The sequence below is a fragment of the Azohydromonas lata genome, from assembly GCF_034427735.1.
Lineage (GTDB): Bacteria > Pseudomonadota > Gammaproteobacteria > Burkholderiales > Burkholderiaceae_C > Azohydromonas > Azohydromonas lata.
In genome coordinates this window covers 12,605-33,556 of the sequence record NZ_JAXOJX010000050.1, presented here as the reverse complement: position 1 = coordinate 33,556, position 20,952 = coordinate 12,605, and the positions used below count along the sequence as shown (strand labels likewise).

Sequence of the window (20,952 nt, the reverse complement as noted above, 5' to 3'; positions counted from 1 at the left end):
CTTGAACTACTTCAAGGCGGGCTGGGCGGCTGGGGGCTTCAATGCCGACATGGCCAAGAAATTCCCGATAGCGCCCGCCAACCCGCACCGCGTGTGCTGGGGCTGCGACAAGTACTGCCCGTCCGACGCCATGGCTTGCGGCAACGGCTCCGTGCGCTCGCCGCACCCGGCTGAGCTGTTTGGCGAGGATTGGGCAACCTGGGGGCTGGACGCCCAGGAAGAGGCCGACGCCCAAACGGCAGCGCCTGCCTCCTGAGCCACCCCCTGAGCCGCCCACGCAGCCGCGTCAGAAGTCGTGGCGCAGGCCCAGCTCGTAGGCCGTGGAGCGCTGCCCACCGAAGTAGTTGGCCGCCGCGGGGTTGCCGCTGACGGCCGGGCCACCCGCCACGGCGAAGCTCGCCGCGCCATCATTGGAGATGCGCGAGGCGTGCGCATACAGCGCCGTGCGCTTGGACAGGTTGTAGACGTAGCCCGCGCCTATCAGGTGCGCGTCGTTGGCGCTTTGGGCGGCGGTGGCGCCCTTTTGGTCCAGGCGCAGGTAGGTCAGCTTGACGAAGCCCGGGCCGGCAGGAATCTGCGCCGCCAGCAGCGTGTTGACGCTGCGGTCCGGCCCAAACACCCAGCGCCGCTGGGCCAGGCTCAGCCGCGCGAAGCCAAAGTCGTAGCCCGCGCCGTAGACCTGGTCCTTGAAGTTCTCGCCGCCGGTGGCGTTGCTGGTCGTGAACTGGGCCGCGCCCACGTCCAGGCCCTTGCCGGCCCAGCCGAGGCGAAAGCCGCGGCCCTTGGTGGAGCCCGCCGCCGTGGTGCCGCGCTCGTCGAGCGTGACGACCAACTGGCCGTAGAAGCCCCCCAGCCCACTGGGCAGGAAATACTCGATCGCATTGCTCACCCGCAGTGTCGGGTTGGCCTGCTGAGCGTCGGGCAAGGCGCCAAAAGCCTGGCCCAGCGCCCGCGAGGCCGCGAAGTTGCGGAAGCTGTTGGCCCCGGCAATGCCCAGCGTGGAGAACGGGTCCATGCTGGTCCACACCAGGTGCGTCGGCACCCAGTCGCGGCCCAGGCGCAGCTCGCCCAGGGTCTTGCTCGCGACGCTCACCGTGGAGCGCCGGTCCCACAGTTGGCCGGCGGGCGTGGCGGCGCCGGCCTGGCCGGTGTCACCCAGGATGGTGGCGTCGAGGTAAAAGCCGGCGCTCAGGCCGTTGCCCAACTCTTCGTTGCCGCGAATGATGAGCTTGCTGGTCGTGTTGTTGCCGCTGATTTCCGAGGTGTTGGAGCCCAGCGACCCGTTCTTCACATGGCGCACGCCCACATCCATGGTGCCGCCTAGGGTGACCGACGACTGCGCGATGGCGGCCACGCAGGCCGCGCCCAGGCCCGCGGCCCAAATGGTTTGCTTGAACATGTCCCTTGTCTCCTTTATTCAGGCTTGAAGCCCGCTCCCTTGAGCAACTCGGCGCTTTGCGCCACGTCGCTGGCGATGTAGCGCTTGAACTGCTCGATGCTTTCGGACACGGGCTCGACCCCGAGCTTGGCGAAGGCGCCGGACTTGCCGAGCTCGCCCACCGCGGTGTTGATCGCGGCATGAAGCGCGGCGACGCGCTCGGTGGGCGTGTCCTTCGGGGCCCAGACGCCGTACCAGGTGACGACGTTGAAGTTGGGCACGCCGGCTTCCTGCACCGTGGGCACGGCGGGCGCGAGCTCGCTGCGTTTGATCGAGCTGATGGCAATCGGCTTGACCTTGCCCGCCTTGGCCAGCGGCAGCAGCGAGATCATCGAGTCGAACTGCAGGTTGACGTGGCCGCCGGCCACGTCGGCCAATGCCGGCTGCGTGCCCTTGTAGGGCACGTAGGTGAACTTGACGTTGCCCTGCTTGGCCAGCAGCAGCGTGGCCAGGTGGCTGGCCGCGCCGGCGGCGGGAATGGCTGCCATCCACTTCTCGGGCTGCTGTCTCGCGGCGGCCAGCACGTCGCCGAGCTTGTCCTGCGGCAGTTGCGGCGAGATCACCAGCATCAGCGGCGCTTCGCCCACGCGGGCCACCGGCGCGAAGTCGGTTTGCGGGTCATAGGGCGCATTGCTCATCACCTGCTTGGCCAGCACGTGCGTGGAGGCCGAGAACAGCAGCGTGTAGCCGTCGGCCGGTGCGATCTGCACCGCCTTGCCGCCCACGGTGCCGTTGGCCCCGGCGCGGTTGTCCACGATCACCGTCACGCCCAATTGCTTGCGCAACTGCTCGCCGAGCAGGCGCGCCGCGTTGTCCACGCCGCCACCGGCGGCAAAGGGCACGACCACGCGGATGGTCTTGCCGCTCTCCGGGAACTTCTGTGCCTCGGCCCAGGCCGGCGCGACGAGCAGGGCCAGTCCTGCCGCGAGAAAACTCTGCAGCCTCATCTTGTCTCCTACGGGTTGTTGGGGGTTTTAGGAATCAGGGTGCGGAGCGCCGGCTCCTCATGTGGCGCCGCACGAGCACGTCCAGCGTCTGCCCCAGCGCCTCGGCATCCAGGCCACGCGTGATGAACACGATGCGCGTGCGCCGGTCGGTGCCGGGCCAGGCCGGCAGCGACATGGGCGGATGGAACAGGTGCTGCACGCCGTGGATCACGAGCGGTTGCTCGGGCTGCTCCGCCAGGTGCACGAGGCCCTTGACGCGCAGTAGGTCCTCACCGCGGCTGGCCACGATCAGGTCCATCCAGGCGAAGAAGGCCTCGCGCGGCAGTGGTTCGTCGCGCACCAGCACGAACGACGCAATGCCGTCGCGGTGCCGCGGCGCCTGGTCAGTCGGGATGGCCGGGTTGACAGGCCTGTAGAACGGCGTCTCGGCCCGCGCATCCGCCTGCGCCGCAGCGGCCGACAAGGCGTCCTGGCGTTGCATCAGGTCGCGCAGGGCCACGGGCAGCCGTTCGCGGTCAAGGTGCAGGGTGGCGTTGGCGTTGAGGGACTGCAGCCGCTCCAGCAGCGCCGGCGCGGGCGGACCGTCGAGCAGGTCCAGCTTGGTCAGCAGCAGCGCATCGGCCACCGCCACCTGCTGCACCGATTCGGGATGCGCGTCCAGCGTGCCCATGCCGAGCACCGCATCCACCGTGCAGGCCACGCCGGCCACGGCGAAGCGCGGCCGCACGGCGGGGTCGCCCATGAGCGTGCGCAGGATGGGGCCCGGGTCGGCCAGGCCGCTGGTCTCGATCAGCACCTGCCGCAGCGGTGCACCCGCGATCTCGTCCTGCTCGGAAAGACGCGTCAGCGCCTCGACCAGGTCGCCGCGCAGGGCGCAGCACAGGCAGCCGTTGGGCAGCAGGATGGTGTCGTCGCTGGCCTGGGCGATCAGGTCCTGGTCGATGCCCACCGTGCCGAACTCGTTGACGATGACGGCCGTGCCCTGCAGGTCCGGCAGCTTGAGCAGCCGGTTGAGCAGCGTGGTCTTGCCGCTGCCCAGGAAGCCGGTGAGCACCGTGACGGGCACGCGCTCGCCGCTCTCCTCGTGGGCCGCGGCGGCCAGCAGCGAAGTGAAATGCCCGCTCATTGCCTTCAGCCCTGGCCCTTTGGGCCGTGCAACTCGGCAAAGGAGCGCAGCGTGCGCTCCAGCCGCGGCAGCAGCCAGGCCGCCACCTCGCCGGGCAGCCGCTCCTGCTGCATGTCGTGCAGCAGGGCCAGCAGCGGCTGCGCGGGTTGCGGCGCCGCCTGCAGCGCCTGGAAGAAGGCGACCACCGCCGCCACGTCGCAGCGCAGGCCGGCGTCCTCCAGGTAGCCGACGATGTCGAGCTCGAAGTCCTCCAGCCGCAGGCTCACGCCGCCCACGCCGCAGGCGCAGCCCGAGCCCAGCACCACGTGGTGGGCCGAGAGCCGGCTCCAGAGGTCCAGCAGCGCGTCGGCCCGGTGCGCGAGGTCGTCGGCCACGGCGGTGCTCACTGGCCGGCCCAGGCGAGGTCGTCGGCGGCGCCGCCGGCGCCGGCAGGGCCTGCCTTGCGCAGCGCGAGCGTTGCGTCGGCATCCACCTTGCCCTTGGGATCGAGGACCACCTTGTAGACCTCGCGCGCCACCTGTTCGCTCACGTAGCCTTCGCGCACGTCCTCGGCCACTTGGTCGAGCTCGCGATCCAGCGGATTGCCGAAGCCGCCGCCGCCGCCCGAGAGCATCTTGTAGGCGTCGCCGCGCTCCAGGCGCACGTTGAAGATCTTGGCGTTGGGGTGGTCGGTCTTCCACTCGCCCTTGTGGCGCACGGCCAGGCCGTTGCCCATGGCGTCGCCGCCGCCTTCCAGGCCCCAGGGCTTGCAGTGCACGCGGTCGATGCGGGTGGTGACGGTGAAGGGCGAGAGCGCCTGCACCACCATCTCCGCGCCCAGGCCGCCGCGGTACTGGCCCGCGCCGCCGCTGTCCTTGCGGATCTCGTACTTTTCCACCAGCACCGGGTACTTGGCTTCGAGCTGCTCGGTGGGGCTGTTGTGGGTGTCGCCGTCGTTGATGCACACCGTCACCGACACGCCGTCCTCCTTGGACTTCGCACCCCAGCCGCCGCCAAGAGGCCCGATGCCCACGATGAACAGGCGCCCGTCCTCCGGCGAGATGCCGTGGATGTTGGGGAACACCAGGTCGGCGTGGTGGCCGGCGATGGAGCGGCCGGGGATGGCGGGTGCCAGCGCCTTGAAGATGGTGTCGATCACCGTCATCGGGAAGGTCATCCACACCCGCATCGGGTAGGGGCGCTCGGCGCTGATGACGGTGCCCATGGGCATGACCACCTTCAGCGGCCGGAACGAGCCGTCGTTGACCGGGTAATCGGTCGGCGTGGTCAGGCACTTGTAGGCCACCTGCGCGCAGGCGATGCCGGTCGTGAAGCCCGAGTTGTAGAAGCCGCGCACCTGCTTGCTCACGTCGGAGAGGTCCACCGTCATCTCGTCGCCCTGGACGGTGACCTTCACGCGGATGGGGATGCGCTTGCCGATGTCCAGGCCGTCGTCGTCCATGAAGGACTCGGCCTCGTAGGTGCCGTCGGGAATGGACAGCGTGTTCTTGCGTGCCAGCGCCTCGGAGGCGTCCATGATCTGGCGGATCGAGCCGTTGACGGCATCCGCGCCGTAGCGCTGCAGCAGCTCCACGTAGCGGCGCTCGCCGGTGGTGATGGCGGTGATCTGCGCGCGCAGGTCGCCCAGGGCACGCTCGGCCAGGCGCACGTTCATCGCGATGATGTCGATGAGGTCCTGGTTGACCACGCCCTCGCGCTGGTACTTCATGATGGGGATTTGTATCCCCTCGCTGAAGATGTCGGTGGTCACGTTGCCCAGCGTGCCGCCCACGTCCAGCCAGTGCGCCATGCAGCAGGTGAAGCCCTCCAGCTTGCCTTCATGGAACACCGGCATGGTGAACGTGAAGTGGTTCAGGTGGCTGCCGGTGGTGTAGGCGTCGTTGGTGACCAGGATGTCGCCGGGCTTGATGTTGTCGTAGCCGAAGTGGCGGATCTTGGCCTTGACGGTCTCCGACATGCCGCGGATGAACATGGGCAGGCCCAGGCCGATGGAGACGGTGTCGCCCTCGCGGGTGAACAGGCCCACCGTGAAGTCCAGGGCCTCGTAGATGATGAGGTTGTAGGCCGTGCGGGTCAGGTTGGTCTTCATCTCCTCCGTCACGGCGTAGAGGCCGTTGCGGATGATCTCGACGGTGACCGGATCGACGGTCGCGGCGGCGGTGGTGGCCATGGTGTTGGTGCCCGTGGTGGTGGCGGTGCTCATCAGCGGTCGCTCCCGATGGAGATTTGCAGGTTGCCGAGCTCATCGACGCGCAGCTCGTCGCCGGGCTGCACGACCGTGGTGGAGGCGTGCTCCTCGATCAGCGCCGGGCCGGCGATGACGTTGCCCGCGCGCAAGTGGTCGCGCACGTAGACGGGCGTGTCGGCCCAGCCGCCCAAGCGGAAGTACACCGGCTTGACGGCGCGGATGGCGCTCTTCTCCGGCGTGGCGGTGCCCGCCTCGACGCTGTGCTTGGGCGGCTTCTTCATGGTGCCCAGCACCGTAACGCGCAGGCTCACCAGGTCGGCCGGCTCCTTGGGCGCCGAGGTGCCGTAGCGCACCTTGTGCAGCTCGTCGAACTGCTGCTTGATGGCCGAGCGGTCCTTGGACTCGAAGAAGGCCATGGGCAGGTCCACCGTCACGGCGTGCTCCTGGCCGACGTAGCGCATGTCGGCCGCGCGCTCGATGACGACACCGTCAGGCTTGACGCCGGACTGCGCCAGCGCGGCACGCCCTTCGTCCTCCATCTTCTTGTAGGCCGCCTCGATCTCGTCGAACGAGACGTCATTGAGCTTGCGGAAGACCGAGCGCACGTAGTCGTAGCGCAGGTCCGAGAACAGCATGCCGTAGGCCGAGAAGTAGCCCGGCGCATAAGGGATGAGCACCTTGCGGATGCCGATCTCGCGCGCAATGGCCGAGGCGTGCAGCGGGCCGGCGCCGCCGTACACCACCATGGTGAAGCTGCCGGCGTCCAGGCCGCGCTCGGTGGTCACGGCCTTCACGGCGTGCGACATCTGCGTCACGGCGATGCGCAGGATGCCGTCGGCGGCCTCCGTCGGGTCCAGGCCCAGCGGCTTGGCGATGCGCTCGCGCATCTGCTTCTGGCAGCCGTCGAGGTCGAGCTTGAGCTCGCCGCCCAGGAAGTGCTCGGCGTCCAGGCGGCCCAGCAGCAGGTTGGCGTCGGTCACGGTGGGCTCGGTGCCGCCGCGGCCGTAGGCCACGGGGCCGGGGATGGAGCCTGCGCTTTGCGGACCCACGCGCAGCGCATTGCCGGTCTCGACGCGGGCGATGGAGCCGCCGCCGGTGCCGACCTCGTGGATGTCCATCATCGGGATCTGGATGGGCAGCGCGCGCTCGTAGCCGCCGATGAGCGCCGAGCCGGTGGTCAGCGGCCGCCCCTCGCTGATCACGCCGGCCTTGGCCGTCGTGCCGCCCATGTCGAAGGCGATGGCGTCGCCCATGCCCAGCTGCGCGCAGATGGCCTGCGCGCCGATCACGCCGGCCGCGGGGCCGGACTCCAGCATGCGCACGCAACCGACCTTGGCATGCTCCACCGGGAAGAGGCCGCCGGTGGACTGCACGATGTAGAAGTCGCCGTCGAACCCTTTGCTGCCCAGGTGGTTCTCCAACTGGCCCAGGTACTCGGACACGCGCGGGCCGACGTAGGCGTTGGCCACTGCGGTGGAGACGCGCTCGAACTCGCGGTACTCCTGCGACAGCTCGTGCGAGGCGCACACGAAGGCGCCGGGGATCTCCTCCTGGATGATCTGCTTCACCCGCTGCTCGTGCGCCGGGTTGCGGTAGGAGTGCAGCAGCAGCACGGCCACGGCCTCCACGCCTTCGCCCTTGAGCTCGCGGGCCAGCTCGCGCACGGCGGCTTCGTCCAGCGGCTTGTGGGTGCTGCCGTCGGCACGCAGCCGCTCGGCCACCTCGAAGCGCAGCGAGCGCTTGACCAGCGGCGTGTGCTTGTTGAAGAACAGGTTGTAGGCGTCGGGGCGGTTGACGCGGCCGATCTCGTAGATGTCGCGGAAGCCCTCGGTGATCAGCAGCGCGGTCCTGGCGCCGTTGCGCTCCAGCAGCGTGTTGATGGCGATGGTCGAGCCGTGCAGGAACAGGTGGCCGTCGCGCCAGTCGATGTCGGCGCTGTCTATGGTGGCCTGTATGCCCTTGACGAGCTCGCCGTGCGTGGACAGCGCCTTGCCGAAGAGCAGCTTGCCGCTGGCCTCGTCGAAGGCGGCCATGTCGGTGAAGGTGCCGCCGATGTCGACGGCGATGCGCAGTTGGGGTTTGTTTGCCATGGTGGTGATCCGGGAGTGCGGACGCTGCGTCAGGCCGCCGTGCCGACGGGGTTGCGGAGGGTGCCCAGGCCGGTGATCTCGACCTCCACCACGTCGCCGTCCTTCATGTAGGGCGGCGGGGTGCGCTTGTCGCCCACGCCGCCGGGCGTGCCGGTGGCGATCACGTCGCCGGGGGACAGCGGCGTGAAGCGCGAGAGGTATTCGATGACCACGGGGATGGTGAAGATCAGGTCCGACAGCGAGGCCTGCTGCACCACTTCGCCGTTCAGGCGCGTCTGCAGCGTGAGCTGGTTGACGTCGGCAACTTCATCGGCCGTCACCATGTGCGGGCCGAAGGCGCCGGTGCCGGGGAAGTTCTTGCCCGGCGTCCATTGGTGCGTGTGGCGCTGCCAGTCGCGCACGGAGCCGTCGTTGAAGCAGGCGTAGCCGGCGATGTGGCTGAAGGCGTCGGCCTGCGCGATGTGGCGGCCGCCCTTGCCGATGACGATGGCCAGCTCGCCCTCGTAGTCGAAGCGCTCGGAGAAGGGCGGGCGCAGCATCGTGTCGCCCGCGGCGATCAGGCTGTCGGCGAAGCGCACGAAGATGGCCGGGTAGTCGGCGTCGGCGCGCTTCATCTCGGCCACGTGGGTTTTGTAGTTCAGGCCCACGCAAAAGATCTTGCCCGGCGCCGGGATCACCGGCAGGGCCTGCACGGCCTGTGCCGGCAGCTGCGTGCCGCCGCTGCGCACCGCGGCCTCCAGCTCAGCGAGCGCGCCGGCGCGCAGCACCGAGGCCAGGTCGGGAAAGCGGCTCAGGAAGTCGGCTGCGGGAACGAGGTACTGGTCGCCCTGGACCACGCCGTAAGCGGCGCGACCTTGGTGGGTGAAGCTGGCGAGTTTCAAAAGTGGCTCCTCTTGTGGATCGCTGGGTTTCGCGCCGGGGTGGGAGGGGCGCTGTCAGCGTATGGAGCGGACTGTAGAAACCGGCCTGATTTCCGCCTAGATAGAATTCACAGGATTCAGATTTGCCTCATCAGGCATGGGTCATAGGGGTAAACCATGAATCTCGCCAGTGTCCGGCTGTTCCTGGAGGTGGCCGAGGCCGGCAGCATCAGCAAGGTGGCTGCGCGGCGGCAGACGGTGCAGTCGCACATCAGCCGCCAGGTCAGCGACTTCGAGGCCCAGTGCGGCAGCCCGCTGTTCCGGCGCACCGGCCGTGGCGTGACCTTGACCGAGTTCGGCGAGTACACGGCCAAGCGGCTGCGCCACTGGCTGCAGGACACCGAGCAGCTCATGGACGAGCTGCGGGCGGACGCCGGCAAGGTGGTCGGCGAAGTGCAGTTGGGCATCGTGCCCACGGCGGCCCACCCGCTCATGACGAGCCTGTTCCAGCGGCTGCAGGCCGAGCATCCCGGTATCCGGCTCAACATCCGCGAGGCGCAGGGCACGGAGCTGGACGCCATGCTCGACAGCGGCACCGTGGACCTGGCCATCCTGTTCCGCTTCCAGCGGCCGAGCGGGCGTGAGGAAAAGCTGCTGTGCGTGGCGCACACCTACGTGGTGTCGGCCCCGGGCGATGCGCTCACCAGCGAGCCCACGGTGGACTTTGCAAGGCTGGCGGGCTTGCGGCTCGTCCTGCCTCGCCGTCCCGGCCACTGGCGCCACGCCTTGGACGAGACGGCGCGCAGCCTGGGCTTCAAGTTGAACGCCGTGGTGGAGGCGGACTCCCTGACCGTGCAGAAGGAGCTCGTCATCCACACGCCCGGGCTGTACTCGGTGCTTGGGCCGTACTCGCTGAAGGCGGAGCTTGAGCGCGGCGAGCTGCAGGTGAGCCGGCTGGTCAAGCCGGACCTGGTTCGCCACGTCACCTTGGGATTTCCCAGGCAGGGCAAGCTGTCGCCCGCGTCGCGCATCGTGGCCGAGACCGTGCAGCAGCTGGTGGCGTCCTGGGGCAACCAGTTGATAGAGCCCTCGGCGGACTTCGCCGTGGATGAACGGCTGTCCACGCCGCCGCCGGCTGCCCGCTCGCGTCGCCCGCCCCGAAGTGGCGTGGCTTGATCCTGAAGCTCGTTGAAAGGTGGAGCGCCGTGTGTCCGGCCAGGGGCGTTCGGAATAGAGTGCGAAAAATGGACTTGCTTTCCGGAACGACCGAACGATGCTGAAGCTCGATGGACTGGCCAGTTTCGTGGTGGTGGCCGAGGCGGGCTCCATCAGCGAGGCGGCGCGGCGGCTGGGGCTGTCGAAGTCGGTGGTCAGCGAAAGGCTGGCCGAAGTGGAGCGCACCCTGGGCGCCCCGCTGCTGCATCGCACCACCCGCAAGCTCAGCCTGACCGAGGACGGGGCGGCCTTCCTGGAGCGGGCCGCACGCATCGTGCGCGAAGTGGAAGAAGCCGCGGCCGACATGGCGCAGCGGCGCGGCACCCTCTCCGGCCCCTTGCGGGTCTCGGCGCCGGTCACCTTTGGCCGCATGCATCTCGGCCCCGCGCTCTATCCCTTTCTGGCGCAGCACCCGGAGCTGGAGCTGACGCTGGAGCTCGATGACCGGCGCGTCGATGCCGCCGCCGACAGCTTCGATGCCGTGGTGCGCCACGGCGCGCTGCAGGACTCGCGGCTGGTGGCCTGGGAGCTGGCGCCGAGCCGGCGCCTGCTGGTGGCCGCCCCCGCCTACCTGGAGCGCCACGGCACGCCCGGCTCGCCGCAGGAGTTGCAGCGCCACCGCGGCATCTTCTACGTCAACCGCGGCGCGGCGGACTGGCGCCTGGAAGGTTCGCAGGGCGTGCAGGTGGTGCGCGCCGGCGTGGGCCTGCGCGTCAACAACGGCGACGTCATGCGCGACGCGGCCGTGGCGGGGATGGGCATTGCGCTGCTGCCCACCTTCATTGCCGGCGACGCGATCCGCAGCGGCGCCCTGCGCGTGATCGACGTGGGCCTGCGGGCCGCGGCCGAGTCCATCTACGTGGCCCATCCGGAAGGGCGGCGCACCTCGGCCAAGCTGCGCGCCTTCGTGCAGTGCCTGCAGAAGACCTTCGGCACGCCGCCCTACTGGGAGGCGCTCATCCCGCCGTGCGGCGCGGGCGGCGAAGGGTGAGCGCGCCAGCTCAGCGCCGCCACAGCACCGGCAGCGCCGAGGCCAGCAGCGCGATGCCCGCCAGCGTCAGCAGCACCATCACGACGCGCCGGAACGCCGCTTCGCTCAGGCCCACGTAGACCCGCGCGCCCAGCAGCACGGGCACCAGCACGGCGGCCGCGACGAGCGCCAGCATCGGCAGCATGCGCAGCGTGACCATGCCGCCGCCCACGTAGCTGGCGAAGGTCACGGCCAGCATGCCGAGGTTGAAGTTCTGGATCACGGCGCGTTGGGCGTCCTTGTCGAAGCCGCGCAGCGTGCACCACAGCGTCGGAATCGCGCCCGTGAAGCCGCCCAGGGCACCCAGCAGCCCGCCGAGCGCACCGGCCGCGCCGTCGCCCAGCCGGCCGCCGGCCTCTATGCGCGGCAGCCGCGTGCCCACCAGCATCAAGGGGCACCAGGTGACCAGCAGCGTCCCCAGCAGCGCCTTGAACAGCGCAACGTCCAGCCGCGGCAGCAGCCACAGCCCCAACGGCAGGCCCAGCAGGCCGCCGATGACGAAAGGCGCCAGCCGCCGCCCGTCGAAGCCGCGGCGCACGGTCACCGCCGCGATCACCTGGCCGGTCAGCCCGCCGAACACGGCCAGCACCGCGGCCAGGCGCGGCTCCACCGTCCAGGCCCAAATGGACATGGACACCATGCCGAAGGCAAAGCCCGACAGGCCCTGCACGAAGCCGGCGAGCACGGCGCCGAGGGCGATCACGAAAACGGGGTACTCCATGCCGGGAGTTTGAGGCCCAGCCTCAGCCCGCTGGCCCGCGCGCGCTGCCCAGGGCCTTGCGCAGGAAGCTGAACAGCCGGTCGTCCAACGACTGTGCGGCGTTGAACCGCATGAATTCATGGGCCGACTGCGACGGGCTGAACACGTTGCCGGGGGCCAGGATGATGCCCTGCGCCAGCGCGGCCTGCGACAGCGCGGCGGCGTCCGTGCCCGGTGGCAGCCTGCACCACAGGAAGAGGCCCGCCTTGGGCTGCAGCCAGGGCTCGATGCCCAGTTCCTGCAGCCGCGAGCCCACCTCCAGGATGGCGCGCGCGAGGCGCACGCGCAGCCCCTCCACGTGCTTGCGGTAGTGGCCGTCCCGGAGCACGTTGAGCACCAGGGCGGACGACAAATGGCCGCTGCCAAAGCTGGTGGCGATCTTCAGGTCCACCAGGCCCTCCACCCAGTCGCGCCGCACGGCGACGAATCCCACCCGCGCCGCGGCGGACAGCGTCTTGGAAAAGCTGCCGACCTGCACCACGCGCTGCAGGCCGTCGAAGGCGGCCAGCCGCGGGGCGGGGTCGGCCTCCAGGTCGGCGAAGACCTCGTCCTCCACGATGGTCAGCCGGGCCTCGTCGGCGATCTTCAAGATTCGGTGCGCCGTCACCGGCGACAGCGTGGCGCCGGTGGGGTTGTGGATGGCCGCGTTGGTCAGGTACAGCCGCGGCGCATGCTCGGCCACGGCGCGGGCGAAGTGCTCCACGTCGGGGCCCGTGGGCGTGTGGGGGATGCCCACGATGCGGGCCCTGTGGGCGCGCAGGACCGCGAGGAAATTGAAGTAGCAGGGGTCGTCCACCAGCACCGTGTCGCCTGGATCGATCAGGAAGCGGCACACCAGGTCGATGGCCTGCGTGCCGGAGTCGGTGAGCAGCAACTGGTCGGCGCTGGCCTCCACGCCGCGCTCGGCCAGCCGGCGCGCGAGCCACTGCCGCAGGGCCGGCAGGCCCTGCGGCGAGGCGTAGTCGGCCAGGGCGGCGCCGTCGGCGCGGGCCAGTTCCCGCAGGCCGCGGCGCAGGGCCTCCTGCGGCAGCCAGTGCGGCGGCAGCCAGCCGCAGCCCGGCGTGAGCATCCCGTCCTGGGCTTGCAGCGCCTGGCGCGACACCCAGAACGGATCGACCGCGCGGTCCAGCCGCGGGCCGATCTCGGCCATGGACAGCGGCGCCAGCGCCCCGGCGACGAAAAAGCCCGACCCGGGGCGCGAGCGGATCACGCCCTCCGCGCACAGGCGCTCGTAGGCCTCGACCACGGTGGACGTGGACAGTTGCATGGACGCGGCCAGCGCACGTATGGAGGGCAGCTTCTCGCCCGGCGTCAGGCTGCGCGCGGCGATGCGCCCGCGTATGGCCTGCATCACGTCGGCAATGCGGGTGCCGGCGCGCGTGGCGGCGGCCGCGTCCGCCTCAATCTGTATGGGATGGTGTGGCATAACAGTTTCTTCAAACCGTATGCCATTGTCCCTGGCGAGCGGGGCCCCTCAAAGCCATAAACGAGGCTGTTGAAGGAGCTTCGAGTGGAACGGACGACGCGCGGCTGGCTGAACGGCCTGGCAGGGGTGGTGATCTTCAGCGGCTCGCTGCCGGCGACGCGGCTGGCGGTGGGCGCTTTCGACCCGGTGTTTCTCACCGGCGCGCGGGCCGTGCTCGCCGCGCTGTTGGGCGGCGCCTTGCTGCTGGCGTGGCGGCAGCGCCGGCCGGCCGGGCAGGACCTCGTGCCGCTGGCGCTGGTGGCCTTGGGCTGCGTCGTCGCCTTTCCGCTGCTCACGGCCCTGGCCTTGCAGCACATCACCTCGGCGCACGCCATGGTGTTCATCGGCGCCTTGCCGCTGGCCACCGCCGTCTTCGCGGTGCTGCGCGGCGGGGAGCGGCCGCGCAGGGCCTTCTGGCTGTTCTCGATGCTGGGCAGCGGGCTGATCGCGGGCTATGCGCTGGTGCAGGGCGTTGACGCGGCCCCGGTGGGCGACGCGCTGATGCTGGCCGCCATCGTGGCCTGCGGGCTGGGTTATGCCGAGGGCGCGCGGCTGACGGCCCGCCTGGGCGGCTGGCAGGTGATTTCCTGGGCGCTGGTGCTGTCGCTGCCGGTGATGCTGCCCCTGGCCTGGCTCACGGCGCCAGCGTCGCTGGAAGGCATACAGGCGCCGGCGTGGTTGGGCCTGGGTTACGTGTCGGTGTTCAGCATGCTGGTGGGCTTCGTGTTCTGGTACCGGGGCCTGGCCCAGGGCGGCGTGGCCGCCGTGTCGCAGTTGCAGCTGCTGCAGCCCTTCTTCGGCCTCACGCTGGCCGCGCTGCTGCTGCACGAGCAGGTGACCTGGCTGATGCAGGTGGCCGCGGTGGCCGTCATAGGCTGCGTGGCCGGCGCGCGCAGGTTCGCGCGCTGACCCTTGCCGCGGGAGCGGGGGCGGGGGGCTACTACAGGCGGTCCAGCCGCCCGCCGTCCACGCGCAGCGCCGCGCCCTGCACGAAGGCGGCGTCGTCGGAGGCGAGAAAGGCCACGGCCGCGGCAATGTCCTGCGGGCGGCCGACGTCGGCGCGGTTGACGGTCTCTATGCCCGCCTTCAGGTTCGGGTTGTCCCAGAGCATCGGCGTGTCCACGGCGCCGGGCAGGATGGCGTTGGCGCGAATGCCCCTGGCCTTGCCCTCGATGGCGGTGGAGCGCGTGAGCGACAGCAGCGCGGCCTTGGCCGCCGCGTAGGACGCCACCAGCGGCGTGGTCTCCTCGGCGTGGATGCTGGACACGTTGACGATGGCGCCGCCCGCGCGCATGTGCTCGAAGGCCTGCCGCGTGAAGAAGAAGGCGCCCATGAGGTCCACGTGCAGCACGCGCATCCAGTCCTCGGCCGTGTGCTCCTGCAGCGGCTTGAACACCATCAGCCCGGCGTTGTTGACCACGATGTCCAGGCGTCCCCAGCGCTGCAGCGCCGCCTGCACGGTGGCGGCCACCTGGTCTTCTTGTGCCACGTCGCAGGCGTGGGCCAGGGCGTCGGCCACGCCGTCGCCGCGCAACTGCTGCACGGCCGCCTCGGCCTTGGCGGCATCCAGGTCGGCGACGAGCACGCGCGCCCCGTCCTGGCCCAGGCGGCGGGCCACGGCCAGGCCGATGCCGCTGGCTGCGCCCGTAACGATGGCGACCTTGTCCTGGAAGCGCATGTTCAGCCTCCTTGCAGGTTGTGCGGTTCGGTGGGCGTGCGGGCCCCCGCGGCCGGCGCGTCCGCATGCTCGCCAGCGGCGCCGCAGGCCTGCGCGTAGTGCCGCGGCCGCACCACGGGCACGCGCAGGCACACGCTCTGGGTCGGCAGCACCTCGCGCCAGTCGGCGATGAGCTTCTGGTAGGCCTGGCCGACGGGCCGGATCTTGCGGTCCAGGTCGTACAGCCCAAGCGGGTTGGCGCGGCCGTTGACCTCGCGCAGCGCTGTGTCCCAGTCCACTTGGTCGGTGAGCGAATACCAGGTGAAACCCAGGATGGGCACGCCGTCGTTGCGCAGCCGCAGCACGTTGGCCCACTCCTTCCACAGCCAGTAGACGGCCTCGTCGCCCTTGGGGCCCTGGGCGAGGTTGGTCTCGGTGTGCATGACCGGCAGGCGGTATCGGTCGTAGTACTGCCGCGTGAGCTCGTCGTAGCCGAACACCTCGCCGGCCGCGGCGGTGCGGCCGTCCTCCCAGACGCGGTGCTCGTTGGTGACGTAGTAGTCGTTGCCCATGATGCAGTGGTGCTTGAGGGCCTGGCCGATGAAGAAGTGGTACTCCTCGCGCGTCATGCCGTTGTCCAGCAGGTACTCGTACATCTGCGAGTCCACGCGGCGGCCGTAGTTGAGGTCCAGCGACAGGAAGCGGCGGGCATTGAGCACTTCCGCCGGGCCGATGGCCCGCGGGTTGTCGGCGTGGAAGTACTCGGACGATTCGCTCTGGATGAAGAGGGCATCCGGGCGCACGTCGAGGATGGCCCGCATGGCCAGCACGTTGGCCTTGACGACGTGCTTGAGCGCCGTGACGAAGGCGCGGTCGCTGCGCAGCTGCTCGTTCCACCAGCCGTAGGCGGCGGAGAACAGCGCGCAGATGAACATCTCGTTCACCGGCGTGTAGAGCTGCACCCACGGGAAGCGGCGGGCAAACGCGCTGGCGTAGCCCGCGAACAGCTCGGGGAAATCGGGGTTCTGGAAGTTGCCCAGCCAGTCCGGCACGCCGAAATGGCAGAGGTCCACGATGGGCACGATGTCCCGCGCCGCCAGGTCGTTGAAGGCCAGGTCCGCGAAGGACCAGTCGCAGCGCCCGGGGCCGAGCCAAGTGCGGTGTATGGGCGGCCCATAGCGCAGGAACCACAGGCCAAGCTCCTGCACGCAGTCGAAGTCCTGCTTCCAGCGCGCGTAGTGGCCGCAGGCGTCCATCTCGTCCCGGCGCGTGCGGCCGCCGTCTATGGTGGGACAGGAGTTTTCGATGCCGGTGGCAAACATAAAGGCCGGTCTCACGACGCATCCTTTTCCCCAGCGTGCAGACCCGGGGCGACACCCGGGTGTCAGCAAGGAAGAGGCCCGCGAGGCGGGCGGCCGTCGCGACGGCGGCATCTCGGCGGCTGCCGTCGCCGCCGCGTTTCAGCCTCGTTTAAGCGCAACGGCATCGGCCTTGCACCGGTGCCGTCGCGAGGCCGTTGCTTTCTGCAACTGTTGGCGCGGCCAGAGGAATTGGCCGACAGCGAATGGGAAGCGGGCCTCAGCCCTGCGCCCGCACGGCGTCCTCGCCGTGCGGCGCGGCGCGGAAGGCGGGCAGCGCCTCGGCCAGGTCGGACAGTGCGGCCAACGCCGGGCAGTCCGCGGGCGGCACCAGGCCCGGCAGGGCGCGCTGGGTGAAGTGCCAGAACACGGCGGTGCTGAGGGCGGGCTGCGGCAGCGTGTGGCCGTCCGCCTTGGGCGGGTGCTGCTGGAAATGCTGGTCCAGGGCGGCGTAGGCGGCGCGGATTTGCTCGGCGATGCGCCCGGCCCAGGGCTCGTGCTGCTTCTCCGGCGGGCGCAGGTTGCGCTCGTAGAACAGGGCAACGCTCTTGTCGCCCGCCGCCAGCGCCAGACCCAGCACGTGCAGCGCCTGCTGGCGCGCCAGCAGGCCGGTGGGCATGAGGCTGCGCGGGTGGGCCAGGGATTCGGCGTAGTCCAGGATGAGCGTGGAGTCGGACAGCACCACGTCGTCCTCGCTCACCAGCGTGGGCACGCGCACGACGGGGTTGATCGTGCGGAACTCGTCGTAGTGGCGGAACACCGACAGCGGCCGGTGCTCGAAGCGCAGCCCAAGCATTTGCAGCGACACCGCCGTGCGGCGCACGTAGGGCGAATCCAGCATGCCCACGAGTTGAAGCATGGTCCTGTCCTTTCGATCGACTTGGGAGATGGGGCCAGCAATATAGGCCGGGCCGGGGCCCGTGAGCCTGCCGGTCATGAACCCGGCAATGCTGCACAAATCACAGCCCTTTGACGGTCCCGCACCGTGAGAAATACCGGCAAAACACCTTGCCGCAGATCAACAAGCGGCCCAGATGGCCGAAGAGGCGGCACGGCGACGTCAGGAAAGCCCGAGAAACAAGCGGGCCAGAGGCGTCGGAAAAAATCAGGGTGAATTTTGAAAGCAGTGGTTTTGTCGAAAAAGAGGAATGCGGTGTGGAATGAGGGATTCTTGGCCGGGCAGGTGGTGAACAGCGAGTGTCCTTATCCCGTGGGCTCGCCCATGGCCAAGGAGTGGATGCAGGGCTGGGGGGAAGGCATTCGGGTCCGGGGGAACACCGCGGCCACGTCCATGAAAAGTGTCGGGACTGGGTTGAAGCGATTGATCAGAAAACTGGCGGGCCGGTGAATTGAAATGCCGCCGCGCGATGCGGCGGGCCACTGCTCAGCGGCACCTCAGCGGCACCTCAGCGGAAAAGCGGCCGTCCCACCCGCGCCTCATACAGCGGCAGCACTTTGGGCACGTTGGCTTCCAGGGCGGCGATGCGGTTGGCGCTGTTGGGGTGGGTGCTGAAGAACTGCACGGGCTCCTGGCCACCGGAGAGGCGCTGCATCTTTTTCCAGACCTGCGGCGCCTGGCGCGGGTCGTAGCCGGCGCGGGCCATGAGCTCCAGGCCCATGACGTCGGCTTCCAATTCCATGTCGCGCGAGAAGGGCAGGTGCAGGAAAAGCTGCGCCCCGGCATTGCCCAGGGTGCCGACGATGCCGGCGTTGTTGGGCGACGCGGCAGCCAAGCCCTCAACGACGGCGCCGGACACGGTTTGCTGGGAAACCTGCTCGCGCGAATGCTCGCGCAGCGCATGGGCGATTTCATGGCCCATGACGGCGGCCAATTCGTCGTCGGTCAATTGCAGCTTGCGCACCAGGCCGGTGAAGACGCCGATTTTCCCGCCCGGGGCGCAAAAGGCATTGACCTCGTCCGAATCAAAAACATTGATTTCCCAGGCCCACTGCGCCGCATCGGGGCGGAATACCGGGGCCTCGCGTATGAGCCGGTTGCCTATGTCACGCACGCGGCGCGTGAGGGCCGGGTCGTTGTTGAGCTTGCCCTTGCTGCTGGCGGTGGAGGAGAGCTGCTTGAACCCCTGGGCGGCTTCGGCATTCACCGTCTCGGCCGGGACGATCAATAACTGCTGGCGCTGAATGCCTACGGCGCCGGGGGCCGTGCTGGTGGCACAGGCAGTGAGAACGGAAGCGAAAGCCAGTGAAAGCAAGGACTGGACAAAGCGGCGAGTGGGCTTGGTTTTCATGGCAGGGCGGGTGCGTTCAAGAACGGATATTGGTTGTGAATTTATAAGAGCAAATATTGTACCTGAAGGTTTTATTGATAATATTTGCTGCTTTCAATGATAAAAGTTTTGAACGAAAGTCATTGATCATATTCGGCTCTAGAAACTCAGGCAGGGTTTATGGTGGCTTGTGGGTATATTTTGTGACACAGGCAAAAATCCACAAAAAAGGCCGCTTGTTGCGGCCTTTTCTTCGTCCATGGGACGGATAAGATAAGGGCGGTGCCTGGGGCTTACCCCGCCACCAGCAACCTCACAAACCCCCGATACAGCGGACTCTGCGTCCTCACTGAAACCCCATTCAATTTCAGCCCCGGCCGCCTTTTCAAAAGCGCTCCGAGCACCGTCTGGGTTTCGAGCTGGGTCAGTGAAGCGCCCAGGCACACATGCGGCCCGGTGCCGAACGACAGCGCGCCCGGGTTGGCGCGGGCCACGTCCAGCAGCTCCGGCATTTCATGGCGCGCCGGGTCGCGGTTGGCGGCGCCGATCATGGCCAGCACCAGCTCGCCCCGCTGGAGCCGCTGCCCGTGCAGCGTGAAGTCCGCCATCACGCGCCGGCCGCTCCATTGCACCGGGGTGTCGTGGCGCAGCAGCTCGCGCACGGCGTTGGGCAGCAGCTCCGGCTGCTCGCACAGGCGTTCCCATTGGGCGCGGTGCGTCAGCAGCGCGTGCACGGCGTTGCCCAGCAGGTGGCGGGTGGTCTCGTAGCCGGCGAACAGCAGCATGGCGCACTGCGCCAGCAGCTCGGCGCCGTCCTCCACCTGGCCGTCGGCCTGGGCGGCCAGCAGCAGGCTCACCAGGTCGTCACCGGGGTGCTGGCGGCGCGCGGGCAGCAGCTCGCGTTCGAAGTAGCCGGCCAGCGCCACCACGCTGCGCTGCGCGGCGCGCACCTGCGCCTGCGTCGGGTTCACCGCGCCCAGGAAGGCGGCGATGTCCTCGCTCCAGGCCGTGAAGTCGGCGTAGATGGCGCTGTCCACGTCCATGAGCTTGGCGATCACGCGCGCGGGCAGCGGGCGGGCAATGGCCTCCATGAAGTCGAACTCGTCGCCCGCCTCGTCCAGCAGCTCGTCGATGAGCGCCTGCGTCACGGGCTTGAGCGCCTGGATGCGGTCCGGCCGGAAGGCCGGCTGCAGCACCTTGCGCAGCCGCGTGTGGTCCGGCGCGTCCAGGAAGGGCAGGCAGCGCGTGAACAGCCGCTGCATGGGCGTGAGCTCGTCGCGGCCCTGCGGCTCGGCCGCGCGCATCACCCAGCCGCCCGTGCGGCGGGCCGACAGGCGCGGGTCGCGCAGGGCGGATTCCACGTCCGCGTGGCGCGTGAGCAGCCAGGCGCCGCCGAAGAACTCATTGCTCCACAGCAGCGCTCCCGCCTCGCGCAGCCGCGCGTAGGCGGGATAGGGGTCCTGCAGGAACTCCAGGTCGACGAAGGGCGCCACCGCCTCGCGCGGCGCCAGCAGGGCGCTCATTTGGCGACCGCGGCGGACACGTCCACGTGCGCCTGCACCTCGGGGCGCTGGCCCTGGGGTTTCAGTTGCAGGCGCTGGAACAGCTTGCGGTCCTTCTCGGCCTGCGGGTTGGCCGTGGTCAGCAGCCGCTCGCCGTAGAAGATGGAGTTGGCGCCGGCCATGAAGCACAGGGCCTGCAGCGCCTCGTCCATGTCCTCGCGGCCGGCGGAGAGGCGGACCATGGTGGTGGGCATGGTGATGCGCGCCACGGCGATGGTGCGAACGAACTCGAACGGGTCCAGCGGCTCGCTGCCGGCCAGCGGCGTGCCCGGCACGGGCACCAGGTTGTTGATGGGCACGGACTCGGGGTAGGGCTCCAGGTTGGCCAGCTCGGCGATCAGCCCGGCGCGCTGCTCGCGCGTCTCGCCCATGCCCACGATGCCGCCGCAGCACACGTTGATGCCGGCGTCACGCACGTTGGAGAGGGTGTCCAGCCGGTCCTGGTAGGTGCGCGTGTGGATGATGTTGTTGTAGTTGTCCGGCGAGGTGTCGAGGTTGTGGTTGTAGTAGTCGAGGCCGGCGTCCTTGAGCTGCGTCGCCTGCGCCTTGTCCAGCATGCCCAGCGTCATGCAGGTCTCCAGGCCCAGGCTGCGCACGCCGCGCACCATCTCGGTCACGCGCTCCATGTCGCGCTCCTTGGGGCTGCGCCACGCCGCGCCCATGCAGAAGCGCGAGGCACCCTGGTCCTTGGCGGCCTGGGCCGCGCCCAGCACCTCGGAGATGGACATGAGCTTGGACGCCTCCACGCCCGTGTCGAAGTGCGCCGACTGCGGGCAGTAGCCGCAGTCCTCGGCGCAGCCGCCGGTCTTGATGCTCAGCAGCGTGGAGAGCTGCACCTCGCTGGGGTCGAAGTGCTCGCGGTGCACCTGCTGGGCCTTGAACATCAGCTCCATGAAGGGCAGGTCGTACAGGGCCTGCACGTCCGCCACCGACCAGCGGCCCGGCTTCTTTTCAACGGGAGCCGTGCGGCGCAGGGATTCGACGGAGATGGTGGCGACGGTGCTCATGGCTTCGTTACTGCTTTCCGG

General features: G+C 69.3%; 19 protein-coding genes. 4 read left to right on the top strand and 15 right to left on the bottom strand.

Features of this window, described 5'->3' with window-relative positions; genetic code table 11:
• The first annotated feature begins 49 nt into the window (after positions 1-49).
• Positions 50-256 carry a DUF3079 domain-containing protein gene (locus SM757_RS24665; protein ID WP_066333262.1) on the top strand — a complete coding sequence of 69 codons (207 nt, stop codon included), beginning with the start codon at positions 50-52 and terminating at the stop codon, positions 254-256.
• Positions 257-286: 30 nt separating this feature from the next.
• On the opposite strand, the gene SM757_RS24660 is transcribed toward SM757_RS24665, so the two are convergent.
• The 7 genes from SM757_RS24660 to SM757_RS24630 are packed head-to-tail and all read right to left on the bottom strand — an operon-like array spanning position 287 to position 8,670.
• On the bottom strand, positions 287-1,399 hold the full coding sequence (locus tag SM757_RS24660; RefSeq protein ID WP_322467429.1) for a porin: 1,113 nt from the start codon (positions 1,397-1,399) through the stop codon (positions 287-289).
• A gap of 14 nt (positions 1,400-1,413) precedes the next feature.
• Positions 1,414-2,385, bottom strand: coding sequence for a Bug family tripartite tricarboxylate transporter substrate binding protein (locus SM757_RS24655; protein ID WP_322467428.1), 972 nt, complete (start codon positions 2,383-2,385; stop codon positions 1,414-1,416).
• Positions 2,386-2,419: 34 nt separating this feature from the next.
• Complete coding sequence (locus SM757_RS24650; RefSeq protein ID WP_322467427.1) at positions 2,420-3,511, bottom strand: CobW family GTP-binding protein; 1,092 nt, start codon at positions 3,509-3,511, stop codon at positions 2,420-2,422.
• A 5-nt stretch (positions 3,512-3,516) separates the two neighbouring features.
• Complete coding sequence (locus tag SM757_RS24645; protein ID WP_322467426.1) at positions 3,517-3,885, bottom strand: hypothetical protein; 369 nt, start codon at positions 3,883-3,885, stop codon at positions 3,517-3,519.
• 8 nt (positions 3,886-3,893) lie between these two features.
• Positions 3,894-5,681: a hydantoinase B/oxoprolinase family protein gene (locus tag SM757_RS24640; protein WP_322467442.1), complete on the bottom strand. Its 1,788-nt coding sequence runs from the start codon at positions 5,679-5,681 to the stop codon at positions 3,894-3,896.
• A 32-nt stretch (positions 5,682-5,713) separates the two neighbouring features.
• Positions 5,714-7,789 (bottom strand): hydantoinase/oxoprolinase family protein, encoded by a 2,076-nt coding sequence (locus SM757_RS24635; protein WP_322467425.1) that lies wholly within the window; start codon positions 7,787-7,789, stop codon positions 5,714-5,716.
• A gap of 29 nt (positions 7,790-7,818) precedes the next feature.
• Entirely contained in the window at positions 7,819-8,670 is an 852-nt protein-coding gene (locus tag SM757_RS24630) for a fumarylacetoacetate hydrolase family protein (protein WP_322467424.1), read from the bottom strand.
• Positions 8,671-8,826: 156 nt separating this feature from the next.
• Between SM757_RS24630 and SM757_RS24625 the strand changes: the two genes are divergently transcribed.
• Together SM757_RS24625 and SM757_RS24620 are read left to right on the top strand one after the other, a co-directional pair.
• Positions 8,827-9,825 (top strand): LysR family transcriptional regulator, encoded by a 999-nt coding sequence (locus SM757_RS24625; protein WP_084267249.1) that lies wholly within the window; start codon positions 8,827-8,829, stop codon positions 9,823-9,825.
• A gap of 97 nt (positions 9,826-9,922) precedes the next feature.
• Positions 9,923-10,855 carry a LysR family transcriptional regulator gene (locus tag SM757_RS24620; RefSeq protein WP_322467423.1) on the top strand — a complete coding sequence of 311 codons (933 nt, stop codon included), beginning with the start codon at positions 9,923-9,925 and terminating at the stop codon, positions 10,853-10,855.
• Between the two features lie 10 nt (positions 10,856-10,865).
• Here the strand turns inward: SM757_RS24620 and SM757_RS24615 are convergent, their stop codons facing one another.
• Positions 10,866-11,615: a sulfite exporter TauE/SafE family protein gene (locus SM757_RS24615; RefSeq protein ID WP_066333201.1), complete on the bottom strand. Its 750-nt coding sequence runs from the start codon at positions 11,613-11,615 to the stop codon at positions 10,866-10,868.
• Positions 11,616-11,637: 22 nt separating this feature from the next.
• A complete protein-coding gene (locus SM757_RS24610) occupies positions 11,638-13,080 on the bottom strand; it encodes an aminotransferase-like domain-containing protein (protein ID WP_322467422.1) in 1,443 nt (480 codons plus the stop codon).
• An 84-nt stretch (positions 13,081-13,164) separates the two neighbouring features.
• Here SM757_RS24610 and SM757_RS24605 point away from each other — a divergent pair, with 84 nt between their 5' ends.
• A complete protein-coding gene (locus tag SM757_RS24605; RefSeq protein ID WP_322467421.1) occupies positions 13,165-14,028 on the top strand; it encodes a DMT family transporter in 864 nt (287 codons plus the stop codon).
• Between the two features lie 31 nt (positions 14,029-14,059).
• Here the strand turns inward: SM757_RS24605 and SM757_RS24600 are convergent, their stop codons facing one another.
• The 6 genes from SM757_RS24600 to bioB all read right to left on the bottom strand — a co-directional run bounded on the left by SM757_RS24600 (position 14,060) and on the right by bioB (position 20,931).
• Entirely contained in the window at positions 14,060-14,797 is a 738-nt protein-coding gene (locus tag SM757_RS24600; RefSeq protein ID WP_066333208.1) for an SDR family NAD(P)-dependent oxidoreductase, read from the bottom strand.
• Between the two features lie 2 nt (positions 14,798-14,799).
• Complete coding sequence (locus tag SM757_RS24595) at positions 14,800-16,113, bottom strand: family 1 glycosylhydrolase (RefSeq protein WP_322467420.1); 1,314 nt, start codon at positions 16,111-16,113, stop codon at positions 14,800-14,802.
• A 241-nt stretch (positions 16,114-16,354) separates the two neighbouring features.
• The gene (locus SM757_RS24590) at positions 16,355-16,993 is read right to left on the bottom strand and encodes a glutathione S-transferase family protein (protein WP_322467419.1); all 639 of its coding nucleotides are present in this window, start codon (positions 16,991-16,993) and stop codon (positions 16,355-16,357) included.
• A 547-nt stretch (positions 16,994-17,540) separates the two neighbouring features.
• Positions 17,541-18,383: a M48 family metallopeptidase gene (locus SM757_RS24585; protein WP_322467418.1), complete on the bottom strand. Its 843-nt coding sequence runs from the start codon at positions 18,381-18,383 to the stop codon at positions 17,541-17,543.
• Between the two features lie 272 nt (positions 18,384-18,655).
• Positions 18,656-19,885, bottom strand: coding sequence for a cytochrome P450 (locus SM757_RS24580; protein WP_322467417.1), 1,230 nt, complete (start codon positions 19,883-19,885; stop codon positions 18,656-18,658).
• Positions 19,882-20,931, bottom strand: coding sequence for a biotin synthase BioB (gene bioB, locus SM757_RS24575; RefSeq protein ID WP_322467416.1), 1,050 nt, complete (start codon positions 20,929-20,931; stop codon positions 19,882-19,884). Before bioB ends, SM757_RS24580 begins: the two co-directional genes overlap by 4 nt.
• Positions 20,932-20,952: the final 21 nt, after the last annotated feature.